This is a genomic window from Achromobacter sp. JD-1 (genome assembly GCF_038594925.1).
Lineage (GTDB): Bacteria > Pseudomonadota > Gammaproteobacteria > Burkholderiales > Burkholderiaceae_B > Achromobacter > Achromobacter spanius_C.
This window is the reverse complement of sequence record NZ_JBCGCS010000010.1, coordinates 31,948-47,484: the sequence shown is the minus strand read 5'-3', so window position 1 is coordinate 47,484 and position 15,537 is coordinate 31,948. Positions and strand designations below refer to the sequence as shown.

Annotated in this window: 20 protein-coding genes and 1 tRNA gene; 9 read left to right on the top strand and 12 right to left on the bottom strand. The window is 64.5% G+C overall.

Features of this window, described 5'->3' with window-relative positions:
* Positions 1-2 precede the first annotated feature (2 nt).
* Both dnaQ and WBR68_RS16770 read left to right on the top strand, forming a co-directional pair.
* Positions 3-725 (top strand): DNA polymerase III subunit epsilon, encoded by a 723-nt coding sequence (gene dnaQ / locus WBR68_RS16775; RefSeq protein ID WP_127183444.1) that lies wholly within the window; start codon positions 3-5, stop codon positions 723-725.
* 61 nt (positions 726-786) lie between these two features.
* A tRNA-Val gene (locus WBR68_RS16770) sits at positions 787-861 on the top strand.
* A gap of 26 nt (positions 862-887) precedes the next feature.
* Here the strand turns inward: WBR68_RS16770 and WBR68_RS16765 are convergent.
* The gene (locus WBR68_RS16765; RefSeq protein ID WP_127183445.1) at positions 888-1,133 is read right to left on the bottom strand and encodes a hypothetical protein; all 246 of its coding nucleotides are present in this window, start codon (positions 1,131-1,133) and stop codon (positions 888-890) included.
* 61 nt (positions 1,134-1,194) lie between these two features.
* Here WBR68_RS16765 and WBR68_RS16760 point away from each other — a divergent pair, with 61 nt between their 5' ends.
* Complete coding sequence (locus WBR68_RS16760; RefSeq protein WP_164741208.1) at positions 1,195-1,362, top strand: tellurite resistance TerB family protein; 168 nt, start codon at positions 1,195-1,197, stop codon at positions 1,360-1,362.
* Here the strand turns inward: WBR68_RS16760 and WBR68_RS16755 are convergent.
* From WBR68_RS16755 to WBR68_RS16735, 5 genes are all read right to left on the bottom strand, one after another.
* Positions 1,349-1,801: a YaiI/YqxD family protein gene (locus WBR68_RS16755; protein WP_050449160.1), complete on the bottom strand. Its 453-nt coding sequence runs from the start codon at positions 1,799-1,801 to the stop codon at positions 1,349-1,351. The two genes, WBR68_RS16760 and WBR68_RS16755, sit on opposite strands and share 14 nt — an antisense overlap.
* 6 nt (positions 1,802-1,807) lie before the next feature.
* The gene (locus WBR68_RS16750; protein WP_230694774.1) at positions 1,808-2,074 is read right to left on the bottom strand and encodes a hypothetical protein; all 267 of its coding nucleotides are present in this window, start codon (positions 2,072-2,074) and stop codon (positions 1,808-1,810) included.
* Between the two features lie 42 nt (positions 2,075-2,116).
* Entirely contained in the window at positions 2,117-3,619 is a 1,503-nt protein-coding gene (locus WBR68_RS16745) for a TAXI family TRAP transporter solute-binding subunit (protein ID WP_230694773.1), read from the bottom strand.
* Positions 3,616-4,824, bottom strand: coding sequence for a sodium/glutamate symporter (gene gltS, locus WBR68_RS16740; protein ID WP_050449162.1), 1,209 nt, complete (start codon positions 4,822-4,824; stop codon positions 3,616-3,618). The genes WBR68_RS16745 and gltS overlap by 4 nt, the downstream gene beginning before the upstream one ends.
* Before the next feature lie 162 nt (positions 4,825-4,986).
* A complete protein-coding gene (locus WBR68_RS16735; protein ID WP_127183447.1) occupies positions 4,987-5,493 on the bottom strand; it encodes a GNAT family N-acetyltransferase in 507 nt (168 codons plus the stop codon).
* Between the two features lie 235 nt (positions 5,494-5,728).
* Here WBR68_RS16735 and WBR68_RS16730 point away from each other — a divergent pair, with 235 nt between their 5' ends.
* A complete protein-coding gene (locus WBR68_RS16730) occupies positions 5,729-6,829 on the top strand; it encodes a glycosyltransferase family 2 protein (protein ID WP_083447520.1) in 1,101 nt (366 codons plus the stop codon).
* 33 nt (positions 6,830-6,862) lie between these two features.
* On the opposite strand, the gene WBR68_RS16725 is transcribed toward WBR68_RS16730, so the two are convergent.
* The gene (locus WBR68_RS16725; RefSeq protein ID WP_050449166.1) at positions 6,863-7,255 is read right to left on the bottom strand and encodes a GtrA family protein; all 393 of its coding nucleotides are present in this window, start codon (positions 7,253-7,255) and stop codon (positions 6,863-6,865) included.
* Positions 7,256-7,292: 37 nt separating this feature from the next.
* Here WBR68_RS16725 and WBR68_RS16720 point away from each other — a divergent pair, with 37 nt between their 5' ends.
* On the top strand, positions 7,293-8,102 hold the full coding sequence (locus WBR68_RS16720) for a ChbG/HpnK family deacetylase (RefSeq protein ID WP_230694772.1): 810 nt from the start codon (positions 7,293-7,295) through the stop codon (positions 8,100-8,102).
* An 18-nt stretch (positions 8,103-8,120) separates the two neighbouring features.
* Here the strand turns inward: WBR68_RS16720 and WBR68_RS16715 are convergent, their stop codons facing one another.
* A complete protein-coding gene (locus WBR68_RS16715) occupies positions 8,121-9,002 on the bottom strand; it encodes a LysR family transcriptional regulator (RefSeq protein ID WP_050449168.1) in 882 nt (293 codons plus the stop codon).
* Positions 9,003-9,100: 98 nt separating this feature from the next.
* Between WBR68_RS16715 and WBR68_RS16710 the strand changes: the two genes are divergently transcribed.
* Positions 9,101-9,631, top strand: coding sequence for a multidrug/biocide efflux PACE transporter (locus WBR68_RS16710; RefSeq protein ID WP_230694771.1), 531 nt, complete (start codon positions 9,101-9,103; stop codon positions 9,629-9,631).
* Here WBR68_RS16710 and WBR68_RS16705 read toward each other — a convergent pair.
* The 4 genes from WBR68_RS16705 to WBR68_RS16690 all read right to left on the bottom strand — a co-directional run bounded on the left by WBR68_RS16705 (position 9,621) and on the right by WBR68_RS16690 (position 12,920).
* Positions 9,621-10,271, bottom strand: a complete 651-nt coding sequence (locus tag WBR68_RS16705) for a GntR family transcriptional regulator (protein WP_050449169.1) — start codon at positions 10,269-10,271, stop codon at positions 9,621-9,623. The genes WBR68_RS16710 and WBR68_RS16705 overlap by 11 nt on opposite strands.
* A gap of 100 nt (positions 10,272-10,371) precedes the next feature.
* Positions 10,372-11,259 carry an alpha/beta hydrolase gene (locus tag WBR68_RS16700; RefSeq protein ID WP_230694770.1) on the bottom strand — a complete coding sequence of 296 codons (888 nt, stop codon included), beginning with the start codon at positions 11,257-11,259 and terminating at the stop codon, positions 10,372-10,374.
* 99 nt (positions 11,260-11,358) lie between these two features.
* Complete coding sequence (locus WBR68_RS16695; protein WP_230694769.1) at positions 11,359-12,003, bottom strand: LysE family translocator; 645 nt, start codon at positions 12,001-12,003, stop codon at positions 11,359-11,361.
* Positions 12,000-12,920 carry a DMT family transporter gene (locus WBR68_RS16690; protein ID WP_127183450.1) on the bottom strand — a complete coding sequence of 307 codons (921 nt, stop codon included), beginning with the start codon at positions 12,918-12,920 and terminating at the stop codon, positions 12,000-12,002. The genes WBR68_RS16695 and WBR68_RS16690 overlap by 4 nt, the downstream gene beginning before the upstream one ends.
* Before the next feature lie 177 nt (positions 12,921-13,097).
* Here WBR68_RS16690 and WBR68_RS16685 point away from each other — a divergent pair, with 177 nt between their 5' ends.
* The 3 genes from WBR68_RS16685 to WBR68_RS16675 all read left to right on the top strand — a co-directional run bounded on the left by WBR68_RS16685 (position 13,098) and on the right by WBR68_RS16675 (position 15,439).
* On the top strand, positions 13,098-14,513 hold the full coding sequence (locus tag WBR68_RS16685) for an aminotransferase-like domain-containing protein (RefSeq protein WP_127186243.1): 1,416 nt from the start codon (positions 13,098-13,100) through the stop codon (positions 14,511-14,513).
* A gap of 29 nt (positions 14,514-14,542) precedes the next feature.
* On the top strand, positions 14,543-14,887 hold the full coding sequence (locus WBR68_RS16680) for a TIGR01244 family sulfur transferase (RefSeq protein ID WP_050449206.1): 345 nt from the start codon (positions 14,543-14,545) through the stop codon (positions 14,885-14,887).
* A gap of 87 nt (positions 14,888-14,974) precedes the next feature.
* Entirely contained in the window at positions 14,975-15,439 is a 465-nt protein-coding gene (locus WBR68_RS16675) for a universal stress protein (RefSeq protein WP_050449174.1), read from the top strand.
* The last annotated feature ends 98 nt before the right edge of the window (positions 15,440-15,537 follow it).

Genomic DNA, 15,537 nt, shown 5'->3' with positions numbered 1-15,537 from the left:
TAATGCGCCAGATCATCTTTGACACGGAAACCACCGGACTGGACCCCGCACAGGGTCACCGCATCGTTGAGATCGGCTGTGTGGAACTGGTCAACCGGATGCCCACGGGCAATAACCTCCATATCTACCTGAACCCGGACCGCGATAGCGACCCCGAGGCCTTGGCCGTGCACGGGCTGACGACGGAGTTCCTGTCCGACAAGCCGCGCTTTGCCGAGGTGGCGGACAAGTTCGTCGAGTTCATCCAGGGCGCGGAACTGATCGCGCACAACGCCGCGTTCGATGTGAAGTTCTTCAACGCCGAACTGGCCAAGACGGGCCGCGGCCCGATCTCGGAATTCTGCGAGACGATTACCGATTCGCTGCTGCACGCGCGGTCGCTATTCCCGGGCAAGCGCAATTCGCTGGACGCCCTGTGCGACCGCTTCGGCATTTCGAACGCGCACCGCACGCTGCACGGCGCATTGCTTGACTCGCAATTGCTGGCGGAAGTGTGGCTGGCCATGACGCGCGGGCAGGACGCATTGCTGATCGATGTCGACGACAACGATGGCGCGGGCAGCGACGGCATCGTGCTGGCGAAGTTTGACGCGTCGGGGCTGATCGTGTTGAAGGCCAGCGATGAAGAGCTGGCCGAGCATGACGCCTATCTGGCCGCGCTGGACAAGTCGGTGGGTGGCGAGTGCGTGTGGCGCAAGCTGGATGCGCCGGTGGCGGCGGCGTAAATAATCGCCGCAGTCCGCTTGCGCACGTTTTTAAATCTATGCTATTATTTCGCCTCTTTCAGGGTGGTTAGCTCAGTGGTAGAGCACTGCCTTCACACGGCAGGGGTCACAAGTTCGAAACTTGTACCACCCACCAAAGACCCTTGGAAGGCTGCGCGGGAATCAATTCATTGCCATGAATTCATTGCTGTTGCCGCCCAAGCCAAATGTCATTTGGAACCAGCAAACCAGTTGAAAAACTGGAGAGCGAAGAAAGAAAAAAAGAAAGGAAAAAAAAGCAAAGCAAGCCAACCCTAACCGGTTGGCTTTTTTGTTTTCTTGACTTGGCGCAAGCATGGCGCTTGCCGTTGTGCGCCATCGTGTCCCCAGATCCCTATGATTGTTTTGCGGCAACTCGCGGAAGAGCATCCTTCAACGGCGCTTGTCCGTGCATAGGGAAGCGGCGCTTGTCGGCGCCTGGGAGACGTCCATGTATACCCACAACAACACCATATTGATCATTGTCGTCACGGGTGTGGCGATGATGTTGGTCGGTTTCGGCTTTCGCGACCGCAATATCGGAATGGGCCTGATGGGCGTTGGCCTGATCACGGCCATCGGCACCATCTTGTACAAGGCCTACATCACTTTTTATTAAGGCGCGCCAGCAGGGTATCCAACTGATTGGCGAACGCTTTGCGGTCGGCCTGGCTGAACGAGGACGGGCCGCCCGTATCGATGCCGGCGGCCCGCAGTTCTTCCATCATGTCGCGCACCGCCAGCCTTTCGCGGATGGTTTCAGGTGAATAGCGCTCGCCCCGCGGGTTGAGCGCCATTGCGCCTTTGGCCAGCACTTCGGCGGCCAGCGGAATGTCGGCGGTAATCACAAGGTCGCCGGGTTCCGCGCGTTCGACGATGTGCGCGTCGGCCACGTCAAAGCCGCGCGGCACCTGCACCGCGCGGATCAGCGGCGAAGGGGGCGTGAATAGCGCCTGGTTGGCCACCAAGGTCAACGGCACCTGCCAGCGCTGCGCCGCGCGGAACAAAATGTCTTTGATGACTACGGGGCAGGCATCCGCATCGACCCAGATGTGCATACAGGTTTATTCGCCCAAGGCTTTCTGCAGGACTTCAGCCACGATTTCATTCGTGGACACACCGCGCTCGGCCGCCAGGGCACGCAGCTTGTCGGCGTGCGCCTGCGACAGCTTCAGCGGAAACGGCACCAGGCCGGCCGCCTGATCCAGCTTGCGCTGTTCACGGCGGTCGGGTGCCTGTGACGCCACGCCGAAGCGGTCGGGGGTGGCGGACTGCTTGAGCTGGCCGGCCAATTTCAAGGCCTGGTTTTTTTGGAGGTCGAATTTATTCATGGGAATTCCTGATTAGGAGCGCAATCATAAGCGCATCCGCGATCAGTGCGGCTTGGCGTGCTCCAACCCCGCCAAACCTTCCTCGGCGCCGTCGTGCAGCGGCACGCTGAGGCCGCGTCGCGCATTGGCAACCGACACCTGCGCGCCCTGGGTCGAGCCGGCAGCGAGCAGGTCCTGCCCGGTCTGGTAGACGGCGCGCACCACCACCAGCGCTTCGTCGCGGGTGAGGTTTGCCGTAGTGAGCAACAGCGCCGCCGTGCCGACGGTGGTGACGGGCGCGGACTGGTTGGGATACGTGCCCGCCGCGATTTCCAAGGGCATCAGGTCGCTGTTGCTTGCCGTCAACGATTTGATCGCGGCAGGGTCCAGGGGCAGCAGCTTCAACTGCGCCTGGGTCAGCGCATCGCGCAACGGCGTGGCGGGCACGCCGATGACCTGAGCCGCCGCGTCCACCGTGCCGGCATTCAGCGCGGGCAGGGACGTGGCGAAAGGCGTGTCGGCCACCGTGTAGTCGCGCCCGGGTTGCAGCCCGTGGGCGGCCAGCACGGCCTCCAGCGTGGCGCGCACGGCGGAACCTTCCGGCCCCAGCGCAATGGTCTTGCCCTTCAGGTCGCGCACGCCCTGCAATGCGGGGTCATCGCGCACCACAATATGAACCAGTTCCGGATACAGGCTGCCCAGCGCGCGCAAGCTGCCGAATGGCCCCTGCGCGGCGAACGGGCCACGGCCTTCATAGGCCAGGCGCGCGGTGTCGGCTTGCGCCAGCCCCACCACCGCGTCGCCGCTGCGCAGCAGCGCGATGTTCTCGGCGCCGCCGCCAGTAATAAGCGGCGTTACGCGGATCTGGCGGGCGCGCGCCACGGCGCTGAGGGCGCGCGCGAATGCCACGTATTCACCACCGTCGGGGCCGCCCGCCAGCGGGTAGCCTTGTTGCAGGCGCGCCAACCGGCCGTTGATGCGCGCGACCGAGCGTTCCAGTTCCTGCTGCACCACATTCTGTGCCGTGCTTGACGCGTTGTAGGCGACGGAATGGGTGATCTGGTCCAGGGCGTCCAGCAATCGCCGGGTGACGGGCGGCGGGGCGCCGGTGTCCAGCGACGGCGCTTCGGCTGCCTTGAAGCCCGCCGGCGTAATGCGTTTCCAGGTATCGCCCTCTTGGCGATAGATGGCGCTGGCGTGGGCCACCAGACGGTCGCCGGCCTGGTTGCCGCCAGATTTCACGCCGATGATGCTGCGTGGCCCCGCGCCCAGCAAGGTCACCAGCGACGCGGCGCCGGGCTGGTCCCAGGCGCCCAACGCGATGTCGCGCCCCAGGGTCAGTTCGACGTCGTAATACACCACACGGCGGCTTTCGCCCGGGGGCGCATTGCTGTCGGCGGCGGAGCCACGGCGTTTCAGGTCCGTGATGCGGAACAGTCCCTCGCCATAGGTGGTTGCCAGGGCGGTGTTGACGTCGGCACGTAGCGCATCGGCGTCGGGTGCGCGGCCGCAAGCGGCCAGCATCAAGCAGAGCGCGATCAGGACAAGGCGTTTGAACATGGTCACATCCCTCCCACGAACGGCAAGGAGATCAAGGACGTCAGCACGATGACGTTCAAGATGTCGACCAGGAATGCGCCCGTGACCGGCACCACGATGAACGCCTCCGGCGCGGGGCCGTGCCGGCGCGTCAAAGCCTGCATGTTGGCGATGGCGGTGGCGGTGGCGCCCAGGCCGAAGCCGCAGAAAGCTGCCGACATGATGGCGGCTTCGTAGTCGCGCTTGAGCAGCCGGAACACCACCCAGGCGGCATAGAGCGCGCAGAACAGCGTTTGCACCAGCAGCATCAGGGCCAGCGGGCCGGCCAGCCGCGCCACGCTGGACAGGTCCAGCGTCATCATGGTCATGCCCAGGAAGAGCGACAGCGCGATGGTGCCGATGATTTCGGTGGCGCGGTCGTCCAGCTTCAGGCCCAGGCGCGCACCGCCGTTGCGGATGAGCACGCCGGTGGCCAGGCACCACAGGAAGTTGGGCAGGCTGACCGGTGCGCCTTCGACCAGCATCGCCAGATAGCCGCCCACCACAAGGCAGACAAACGCCGCCGTCATCGACACGATGAACGACCCGGCGGTGGCGGGTTCCGTGGGCTCGGCCAGGTCTGGCACCTTGTTGCCGGTATCTGCCTGCGGGTCCAGGCTGCCGGCCAGCTTGTGCCGGCGCATCAGCCATTCCGCCACCGGGCCCCCCACCACGCCGCCCAGCACCAGACCCAAGGTGGCGGATGTCATGGCCAGCGCCATGACGTCCTGGATGTTGTTGAAGTCGGCAAAGCGGGTGGCGTAAGCGGCGCCGGTGCCATGCCCGCCGACCAGGGTGATGGTGCCGCCCAAGAGACCCATTAGCGGATGCATGTCCAGCAGCCAGGCCATGCCGAGGCCCACGGCATTTTGCAGGATCAGGAAAGGGATCAGCGCCAGTAGAAAGGCGATCAGGCGGGGGCCGCCCTTGGCCAGCAGTTTCAGGTTTGCGGTCAGGCCGATGCAGCCGAAGAACAGCAGCAGCAAGGTGGGCCGGATGCTGGTTTCCATCGAGACGGAAACACCGCCCCAGTTAGCCAGGGCGTAGGCCAGGATGGCGAACAGCAGGCCGCCGACGATGGGGTCGGGAATGCTGTAGCGGCGCAGGATGCCGATGTGGGTGGTCAGCACGCGGCCGATGACAAGCACCAGGCAGCACGCTAGCAAAGATTGGACGGGCGAAAGCGAGATCATATAAACCTTCGCGCCCGCGGGGGCGCAGCAAGTCAGACTATCGGAACCGTTGCCGCCACATCACTGGATTGCGACCCTATATTACGACCGCGGATGTCGCGATGTATAGATGAGAAGCGGCAACGCGCCGGGCCTTGCGCTGCAAGGTCCGGGAAAGGGCGGCTACAGCGGGAGGCCGCGCGCCAGGTAGCGGGCTTGAGGGCCATAGCCCGCCAATTTGTCGGCCAAGGCCAAGTCGTTTTGATCGGGCGCGGCGGGCAGGGGGCGGTAGCCGTGGCGGTGCCAGTAGCTTGCCGCCGACGCCAGCGACACCAGGCTTGCGCGTTGTAGTCCGCATTCCACGGCGCGCGTGGCCGCCGTGTGCAATAGCGCACGGCCCACCCCCAGCCCCTGCGCGGCTGGCGCGACGGCGCAGTCGTGCAGGAACCAGTGGTCGGCTTGCGCGGGCAGCGCCGTCAACGCCACGCCCAGCGCGGGTGGTAACCCCGCGTCCCAGGGATACGAGATCAGATAGCCCAGCAGGGCGTCGTCATCTGACGCGCAAGCCACCCAGCAGTGATCGGGCGCGAGCAGCAAGCGATTCAAAAAGAACGCAGCGCTTTCCAGCAGAAAGTCGGGATAGGCAAGGGCCTGGGTATCCAAGATGCCGTCCACGTCGCTGGCCAGCATAGGTCGGACTCGGTATGGCATAACAACCTGTAAAGACGAAAACTGGCGCGCATTTTAACGATGTGGAGCGGGACACCGCGTCGCGCGGCGTGGTGAATCGGGGACGCATAGACGCGGTTGCGGGGCTGCCTTCAGCCGGTGGGCAGGCGCGCGCGGGGGCATTTCATGAAAATTCGACGCAGCGCCGCCCATACTTCGCGTCATTGCATTCCCTGCATTTCTAGACCACCGTCTTATGCATCTTCATTTCCGGTCTGATCCGATTCCTCAGCGCCCGCTGACCAAGCCGTACCCGCTGCAAACACCTTGGTCCGCGGGCGGGGCAGTCGTGTCCGCCAACGCACCAGACGTGGCGCCCGTCGTGGTGCCATATGACAGTAGTGTTTCTTGCGTGATTCCCTGCCTGAACGAAGCAGAGAATCTGCGCGTTTTGTTGCCGCTCTTGCGTGGCCGGCTGTCTGCGCTGTGCTCACGCTGGGAAATCATCGTGGCGGACGATGGCAGCACGGATGCCACGGAATCGCTGATGGCCGAATGGACGCAGCACGCGGGCTTTCGCTATGTGCAGTTATCGCGCAACTTCGGCAAGGAAGCCGCGTTGAGCGCCGGGCTGCAAGCCGCCATCGGCGACGCCGTGATCAGCCTGGATGCCGACCTGCAGCACCCGCCCGCCTTGATCGAACAGATGCTGGCCCGTTGGGCGGCGGGTGCGGAAATGGTCTATGCCGTGCGCGCGACCCGTCAGGACGAGTCTTGGCTCAAGCGATCCGGCGCACGCTGGTTCTACAAGCTGTTGAGCAGTGCGCGTGGTATCGATGTGCCGGCGCACGCGGGCGATTTCCGTTTGATGGATAGGGGCGTCGTGGACGCGCTGAACGCCTTGCCTGAACGTACCCGCTTCATGAAGGGCCTGTACGCCTGGGTCGGCTTCAAAGGCGAAGCGTTGCCCTACATCCCTGACGAGCGCATGCATGGCGACAGCCGCTTTGGCGGGCTGCGCCTGTTTCGCCTGGCATTGGACGGCTTGACGGCCTTTACCACCTGGCCGCTGCGGATGGTGAGCCTGGCCGGCGTGGTCTTCGCGTTGGCGGCGATGTCTTACGCGGCCTATCTGGTGGGCGATTACCTGCATTCAGGCAACCCCGTTTCGGGGTGGACGACCATCGTTACCGCTGTCCTTTTCTTTGCCGGCGTGAACCTGATTTCGCTGGGTGTCGTGGGCGAATACGTCGCGCGCATCTTTGACGAGGTCAAGGGGCGGCCGCTGTATGTGGTGCGGCAACGTCGTGGCCGGGCCATGGACGCCAGCACGGACGCCGGCAAGCCCGGCGGCTGACCTTGGCGCACTTCTGATCCCGGCGCGCGTTGCTCAGGTGACGGGTCTGCGAAAGGCCCACAGCCGGCTCGCCACGAATGTGGCGACTGCCAGGCCTATCAGGATCAATGCCAGCAAAACGTCATAGCGGATGTTGGTGGTGTGCAGCAGCAACGCATACGCCGATTCATTGATGACGAAGCCCACGGCTGAAATCAAGAAGAAACGACGGATTGCTATGGTCCAGGGAATCTGGGCGTGTTGGAACGTCAGCCGATAGTGTCCCGCGAACGACACCGCGAAGGCGATCAGCCATCCGATCAGATTGGCGCCCAAGGGCGGCATGGCGACGGCCTCGACGCAGCCCACGGCAACCGCCCAATGGGTTGCAGCCGCGGCACATCCGACGGCGACAAAGAGGCTGATTTGGTGAAGCAAGGGGCGCATTGATGGCCAGCGTGAACAGGAAACTTGAGGTAATGCAATGAGCAAGCGAGTGATTGTCTGCGGCGACGATTTTGGCATGAATGCCGACATCGATGAAGCCATGATTGCACTGGCCGACATGCGCCGGATCAGCGCGGTAAGTTGCCTGGCGCTGGGGCCCACGGTTGCCGCCAACGCCCATCGCCTGCGCGATGGCAACGTCGATATCGGGCTGCATGTGAACCTGTCCGAATCGTTGGATGGCGGAGCCGAGCCCATGCCTTCCTTGGGTACGTTGATATTCAAGGCCTACGCGGGCCGGCTGGATGCGGGTTGGGTCCAGGCGCAACTGAATCGGCAGTTCGATGCGTTTGAAGCCGCGTTCGGCCGCGTGCCGGATTATGTCGACGGCCATCAGCACGTGCATCAGTTGCCGGGCATACGCGATCAGGTGCTGTCGCAGTTGAAGCGCCGCCAGGGCGCGCATCGACCCTGGTTGCGCCAGACGGCCCCCGGCATGCTTTGCGGCATTCCACTCAAGGAATCGATCAAGGCGCGCCTCATCGGGGCGCTGGGCGCGGGCGCGTTGGCACGCCAGGCCAGTCGGGATGGGTTGCGCACCAACCGCCGGCTGCTGGGCGTGTATGGATTCGAAGGCGGCAAGCGGCGTTATGCGGACCTGTTGCAGCACTGGCTGTTCAACGCGCGCGACGGCGACTTGCTGATGTGCCATCCCGCCATGCGCAGCCAGGACGGCAACCCGATGTCAAGCCAGCGCCGCGCCGAGTTCGACGTACTGGTCAGCCCGAAGCTCGGTGATTGGATGAACGCCAATGGCGTGCGGATCTCTCGGCTACCCGCGCATTGAATGGTGGCGGGGCGGGGGTCAAGCACCCTGCCGGGATGCGTCGCGGGTCAGGCTATCCAGCAGCCAGGCCCCAGCCGGCCCCAAGGCGCGGCGAGTGGACCACACGGCGTCAACGCGGATGTGGCGGGGCCAACCCGGCACCGTCAGTTCCACTAGCTGCTCGCGGCCAAAGCGTTGAATCATCCAGCGGGGCAGTTCAGCCCAGCCAAAGCCCAGGCTCGCCATTTCCAGCAGCATCAGGTAACCCGGCGCCGACCACGTTGCGTTGGGCGGCGCCGCGTCTTTATCGTCCAGTTCGAAGGTGCTCAGGCGCAGTTCGCGTTCCGTACCAAGCGCATCGGTGCCGACGTTGGGTTGGCTGGCCAGCGGATGGTTGCGGCCCACGCACAGCACGATCTCGGAAAGCTCGGATAGCGTCGCGTGGGCCACGTCGGGCGGATAGTCGTCCTGTGCAGCCATCAAGCCCAGGTGTGCGCGGCCTTGCTGCACCAGCGCCACCACGTCTTCGTATTCGGCAATCAGGCATTCGAAGCGCAGCGCCGGATAGCGCTGGTCGATCTGGCTGAGCATATTCTCGAATGTCTTTGATTGAAACGTGTCCGACAGCACCACGGTCAGCCTGGGCTCCAGACCCTCGGCCAGCTGATTGGCGCTGCGGTTGAAGCGGTCGTTGGCGGCCAGCACCTGCAACGCCTGGCCCAGCAGCACCTGGCCGGCTTCCGTCAAAACGGGCTGCCGCTGGCTGCGGTTGAAGAGGGTGACATTCAGGTCCACCTCCAGGTTGGCGATGGTCTCGCTGATGGTGGACTGGCTTTTGCCCAGTTTGCGCGCGGCCGCTGAGAAGGAACCTTCGGAGGCGACCTGGGCGAAGGCCGCCAGGGATTCAAGCGAGTGGCGCATAGTGATATCGGTTTTTCCGATGGATAGTATCTTTATCGTACCGGAAAAATCCTCGAAAATCGCCACCGTTCCGTGAATCCGACCGTAGGTGGGTCAAGATGCAAACCCCCAAAACCCCAGCCCAAAGCAGTAAAACCCCTAGCAGCAAAAACCCCGGCAGCAAAACCCTGAAAGAACGTTTCTTTCACGCTTTTCTGTTCGAAATCCTGGCCATCGGCCTGTGCGCGCCCGCCGCAGCCTGGGCCATGGGCAAGTCCTTGTTCGAAATGGGCGTGTTGACCGCGGTGATCGCCTGGATCGCCCTGGTGTGGAACATGATCTACAACGCCGGCTTCGACCGCGTGGAAAACCGTCTGGGCATCACCCGCAACATGCGCGTACGCGTCGTTCACGCCTTCGGCTTCGAATTGGGCCTGATCCTGATCGTGATTCCCCTGGCGGCCTGGTGGCTCAATATCAGCCTGTGGGAAGCTTTCGTGCTGGACATCGCGCTGGTGCTGTTCTACCTGCCCTATGCCTTCCTTTACAACCTGGCTTACGACCGCTCGCGTCCTCGCGTCATGCAGTGGCTGAACCGGGGCAAGCACGCAGACGCCGTGCCTTCGGCGGCCGCCAGCATCACGCGCTGATCACCTTGCGCGTGAACATCTCCAAGTAATCCATCAATGAATCCGCGCCCTTGATGGCGGCGGATTCATTGCCGGTGGCGATGCCCTCAGCCATCGCCATGTGGCGGCGTGCCCCTTCGGCGATATCGCCTTCGTGCTGATAGGCGTACCAAAAGCGCCGACATTGAATGATCAACGGTTCAACGGCGTTCACCGCCGACTCGTTGCGACAGGCCGTGTGGCAGACGTGGTCCAGCAACTGGTCGGCGTGCATGTAGTCGTCCAGGTTGCCGCCTTCCGAGGCGCGGATCATTTGCGTCGCGCATTCCACGATCTGGCTGCGCTGCGCGGGTGTGGCCCGGCGCGCGGCGTTGGCGGCAATCAGATGCTCCAGCGCGCGGCGGGTCTGAATCAGGTCCATGTGGTCCGCCAGTTGGATCATCGACACGCGCAGGCCGCGCCGAGGTTCCTGGCGGATCAGGCCAGCCGCCACCATGCGCAGCAGCGCTTCCCGCAGCGGCGTACGCCCCAGGCCGGTTTTCTCAACCAGATCCGCTTCCACGACCGCGCTGCCCGGCTCCAATTGCAGCGTGGCGATCATGCTTTCGATCTGGTCGTAGGCGACGTCCGCGGCGCGCCGCTTGGGCTCTGCTCCTGCCATGAATGGTTGCTTTCCTTCGGCTTGCGCCATTGCCTATCGGCCAGTAGCTTGCGCCGATCAGTATCGTAACCTAGCGAAATGGCGCACGTGAAGGCGGAGCCTAGCCTTCCTTGTTGGCATAGGCGCGCGAGGCGTCCTGCATGAAGGTTCTGACGGCGGCATCGTATTGAGGGCCGCTACGGAAGGCGCCCGAGTGCGACGCGCCTTCGATTTTTACCAAGCGCTTGAGCTCCGGCGCCACGTTGCGGGCGGCGGCGAACAGTTCGTCGCTCATCGTGTGCGGCACGACGCGGTCGGCCGTGCCGTGCATGAACAACATGGGCGTTTGCATGCGCGCCAGTTTGTCCACCGAATCAAAGGGCTGGGTGACCAACAGCCCGGCGCCGGGCACTTTTCCCCAGCGCAAAGTGCCCAGCATGGCGCCGATGCTGGTGAAGCTGGATTCCACGATCAGGCCGGCAAATTCGGGTTGTTCGGGGCGGGCCGCCAGGTCGATGGCGATGGCGCCGCCCAGGCTATGGCCATAGACGAAGCGGCGCGCTGGGTCTGGCTGCAGCCGGGCCAATTCCTTCAGTCCCGCCATGGCGTCTTCCTGCGCGCTTTCTTCCGAGGGCAGGCGCGGCGTCGAGGCCCCAAAGCCCCGGTAGTCGATAGCCAGCACCGAATAGCCCATGCGCGCCCATCCGTCGATGCGAAATGCGCTGCCGTTCAGGTTCCAGCGCGCGCCATGCAGGTAAAGCACGGTGGGCGCGTTTGCCCGGGAGTTTTGCCGGTACCACGCGCGAATCTTGTCACCGTTGGCCAGCTTCAGGTCATAAACCTCGGTGCCGGCGGCAGGTTCGCGCCACCACGTTTGTGGTTCGGACTGGGGTGAAAAGATCGTCTGGCGTTGCCAGGAGTCCAATTGCGAGCAGCCGACCACGCTGGCGGCGGCAAGCAGGGCGGCGATGAATAGTCGGCGGGGCGAAAAGCGGGGCAGGGCGGGCATGGAAAATATGACCCTGTCGGGCCGGCTGGGTTCCGCCGTCAGCATACTCCCGGATGCGCCGGGGCCGTCAACACCCCGCGCGCGCCAGCGGCCTGGGCTTCAGCGCAGCAGGTCCAGCGCCACGGGATACAGCGAGGCGACCAGCAGCAGCGCCATGCCTACATTGAATGCGCGGATCGCCCAGGGCCTGTGCAGCACGCGGCGCAGCGCGGTGCCGAAGGTGACCCATACGCCGATGCTGGGCAGGTTGACCACGCCGCAAACCACCGTGGCAATGACCAGATTGGCGAAGAAGCCGTTTTGCGGCGTATAGGTGGCCACCACGCCCACCGCCATCACCCAGGCCTTCGGGTTGACCCACTGGAACGCCGCGGCTTGCAGAAACGTGAACGGCTTGCCGCGAGCTTCGCCATCTTCCATTTCGCCGGCGTTGGCGATCTTCCAGGCCAGATAAAGCAGGTAGACGGCGCCCGCATACTTCAGCACGGTGTAGAGCTCGGGTACCCGTTGGAATGCCGAGCCCAGCCCGATGCCCACCAGGAAAATCATCAAGGTGAACCCCAGATTCACGCCCAGCAGGTGGGGCATGCTGCGGCGAAAGCCAAAGTTCAGGCCAGACGACGCCAGCATGACGTTATTGGGCCCCGGCGTAATCGAGCTGACCAGCGCAAACAGGGCCAGCGGCCCCAACAGCGACATGGAGGCCAGGGGCACGTCGCCCCAGTTGGTGGGGAGCAGATTCATTTTTGGGTCCTTACGATGGCGCGGCGTCCGCCGGCAATAACGGCGATCACGGCAGCGGCGAAGACGAACGTCGATGCCTCCACGGATTCGCCAAACAACAATGCGGCCGCCACGACGGTCAGAAAGGGTTGCAGCAACTGCACTTGTCCGACCCGGGCAATGCCGCCCACAGCCAGGCCGCGATACCAGGCGAAGAATCCAAGAAACATGGATCCGATCGCAAGATACGCGCAAGCTGACACCACGGCCGCGCTGGGCCAGACGGCTTGCGCCGCCATCCAGCCGACGGGCGCGGCGACGACGGGCGCGCTGATCGCCAGCGCCCAGCAAATGGTGCGCGAACCGCCCAGCGTGCGCGCCGCGCGTCCCCCTTCCGCATACCCCATGCCGCCCAGCACAACGGCCACCAGCAACCACAGGTAGCCCGTGGTCAAGGTGCCGTCACCCTGGCGCAGCGCATAAACCGTGACCAACGCCGCGCCCGCGATCGCCCAGCTCCAAAAGGCGGCAGAGGGCCGTTCGCCGCTGCGCAGCGCGGCAAAGGCGGCCGTCGACAGCGGCAGCAGCCCGTTGAACACTGCCCCGTGGGCGGCCGGCACCGTCTGCATTGCCAGCGACGACGCCAGCGGCCAACCCACCACAATACCCAAGGCCGCCAGAATGACGCCGGGCCATTCCTGCCGGTTCGGACGCCGGCTGCGCGTCACCCAAAGCAGGGCGATGGCCGGTACGGCCGCCACCAGCGCCCGGCCCAACCCGACCAGCAGCGGGGCCAGTTCGGCCACGGCCAGACGAGTCATGGGCAGCGTCAGGGAGAACACCAGGACGCCCAGGAAGCCGTAACCATAGCCTTCCCATACAGAGGGCGGCGCGGCGGACTCAGCCTGGGCTGGCGGGTAGAGAGCGGAACGGGGCATGTGATTACCGGGAGACAAAGGGCGCACACCCGTTGCGGGCGCGCCGTATTGCTGTCACTCTACGCATAGTTATCGGTACAGTACCGGTACACCTTTGCATATCACTTTAATCACTGGCCTGGTCAAATTCCCATGACAGTTGCACCTCCCCCCGCTTCCTCTCTTCCCTGGCTGCCCGTGCGGCAGGCCGATGCCTCGCTGGTGACGCAGTTGGCCGACGGCCTGGCGCGCCGCATCGACGAGCAAGGCCTGCGTCCGGGGACGCGGTTGCCTTCCATCCGCAAAATGGCCGAGCAGTCGGGCGTCAGCCGGTTCACCGTGGTCGAGGCGTATGACCGCCTGGTGGCCCGAGGCCTGGTGCAGTCGCGCCGGGGGGCCGGCTTTTTCGTCCGCGCGCGCAGCGGCCCCCTGGCGGCGGTGGCCGCCGCGCCGGCCACGTCGCTCGCGCCGCCTGCACGCATCGATATTGCCTGGCTGTTGCGCAGCATGTTTCGCGAAACCGCCGCCCAGGGCATGCCGGGCGGGGCGGGCTTGTTGCCGGCCGACTGGCTGGATCCGGAAATGGTGGCTGGCGCGGTGCGCGCGGTGGGCCGGTCAGTGCGCGCGCATCTGGTCAGTTACGGGCACCCGCAGGGCTTTGCGCCGTTGCGCCAGCAGATTGCGGCGTCGCTGCAGAACGACGGCGTGCCCGCCCACCCCGAGCTGAATCTGCTGACCACCAACGGGGTCACGCATGGCCTGGACCTGATTGCGCGGCACCTGGTCAAACCGGGCGACACCGTGCTGGTCGAAGACCCCGCCTGGTTCGTCATCTTTGGCCGACTGGCCGCGTTCGGCGCGCGCTTGATCGGCGTGCCGCGTGGGCCGGACGGCCCGGACATCAGCCGCTTGGAGCAACTGGCCGCCGAGCACAAGCCCAAGCTGTTCATCATCAACAGCGCCGTGCACAACCCCACCGGCCACACACTGTCGGCGGGCGTGGCGTACGACATCCTGCGCATCGCCGAACGCCACGACTTCATGGTCGTCGAAGACGACACCTACGGTGAATTGCATCCCGGCGGCGCCATGAAACTGGCCGTGCTTGACCGACTGAACCGCGTCATCCTGGTCAGCGGCTATTCCAAGATGCTGGCCGCCAGCCTGCGCGTGGGCTTTGTCGCGGCCAACCCCGACATCCTGCAGAAACTGGCCGACCTTAAAATGCTTGCCGGCCTGACCTCGCCCGAACTCGGCGAGCGCGTGATCCATCGCATTCTCATGGAAGGGCAATACCGCCGCCACATCGAGCGCGTCCGCGCCCGCGTGGACGAGGCGCGCCAACGGTGCCTGAAAGGCCTGCTGAAGCTGGGTTTGACGGTGCCGCACGAGCCCAACGCGGGCATGTTCGTCTGGGCCGACTGTGGACGCGATAGCGAGGTGCTGGCGCGAGAAGCTGCCGACCAAGGGATGCTGCTGGCGCCGGGCACGCTGTTTTCACCGTCGCAGGCGCCGTCGACCATGCTGCGTTTTTCCGTCTCGATTGCCGATGACCGCGGGATCTGGACCCAATTGGAAAAACTCTTCGCGCAAAACGGCTCCTACAATCAATAATGTGCAGCTATCTATTTGAAGGAACCGCCATGTCCGCACCGATCAAGCCCCTGACTGAAAACTTCGCCGTCGCGCCGCAACTCGGCCCCGACGACATGGCCGACGTTGCCGCCGCAGGCTACAAAAGCGTCATCATCAACCGCCCCGACTTCGAAGGCGGTCCAGACCAGCCCACTGCCGCGGATGTGTCCAAAGCCGCTGAAGCCGTTGGCCTGAAGATCGAATACCAACCCGTGGTGGGCAGCGCCATGACGGTTTCGGACGTGGTGCGCTTTGCCGAATTGCTCAACACCCTGCCGGGCCCCGTGCTGGCATACTGCCGCACCGGCACGCGCTGCACCAACCTGTTCGCCGCCGCCCAGCAATTAGGTTGACGCGCGTCAAGCCCGCGGGATTCCATTGATGTGAGCCGCGTGGCTTTCCGGTAGCATAAATATTCCTCTCAAACAGGAGCAGGCAAGATGTTCAAGAAGATCCTGATTCCCACCGACGGTTCGCCTCTGTCGGCCCAAGCCGCCAACGCGGGCATTTCCTTCGCACGTTCGGTCGGGGCGGAAGTCGTCGCGCTGTATGTGACACAGCCCTTCGCGGCCACCATTGGTTTTGACGGCATGGCCGCCGCCTACGCCATTACCGATGAAGACTACGAGAAGGCATCGGCCGAGCAAGCCGACAAGTATCTGAAGCAGATCACCGACCGCGCCGATACCGCCGGGGTCAAGTCCGAATCGCGCGCCGTGTCCAACTTCAACGTGGCTGACGGCATTGTGCAAGCCGCCTCTGACGTCGGCTGCGACCTGATCTTCATCGGCAGCCACGGCCGCAGCGGTCTGTCGCGCCTGCTGCTGGGCAGCGTCACCGCCAAGGTGCTGTCGCTGGCCACCACCGCCGTGCTGGTGTATCGCGTCAAGGAAGACAAGAAGTAAGGCAAGGCGTTCGCGCCTGACCCGATCGCCGCCGCGCCCTGCGCGCCGCGCGCAGCCCCTCTTCGCAAGAGGGGCTTTTTTGTGGGCGCCGCCCGTGT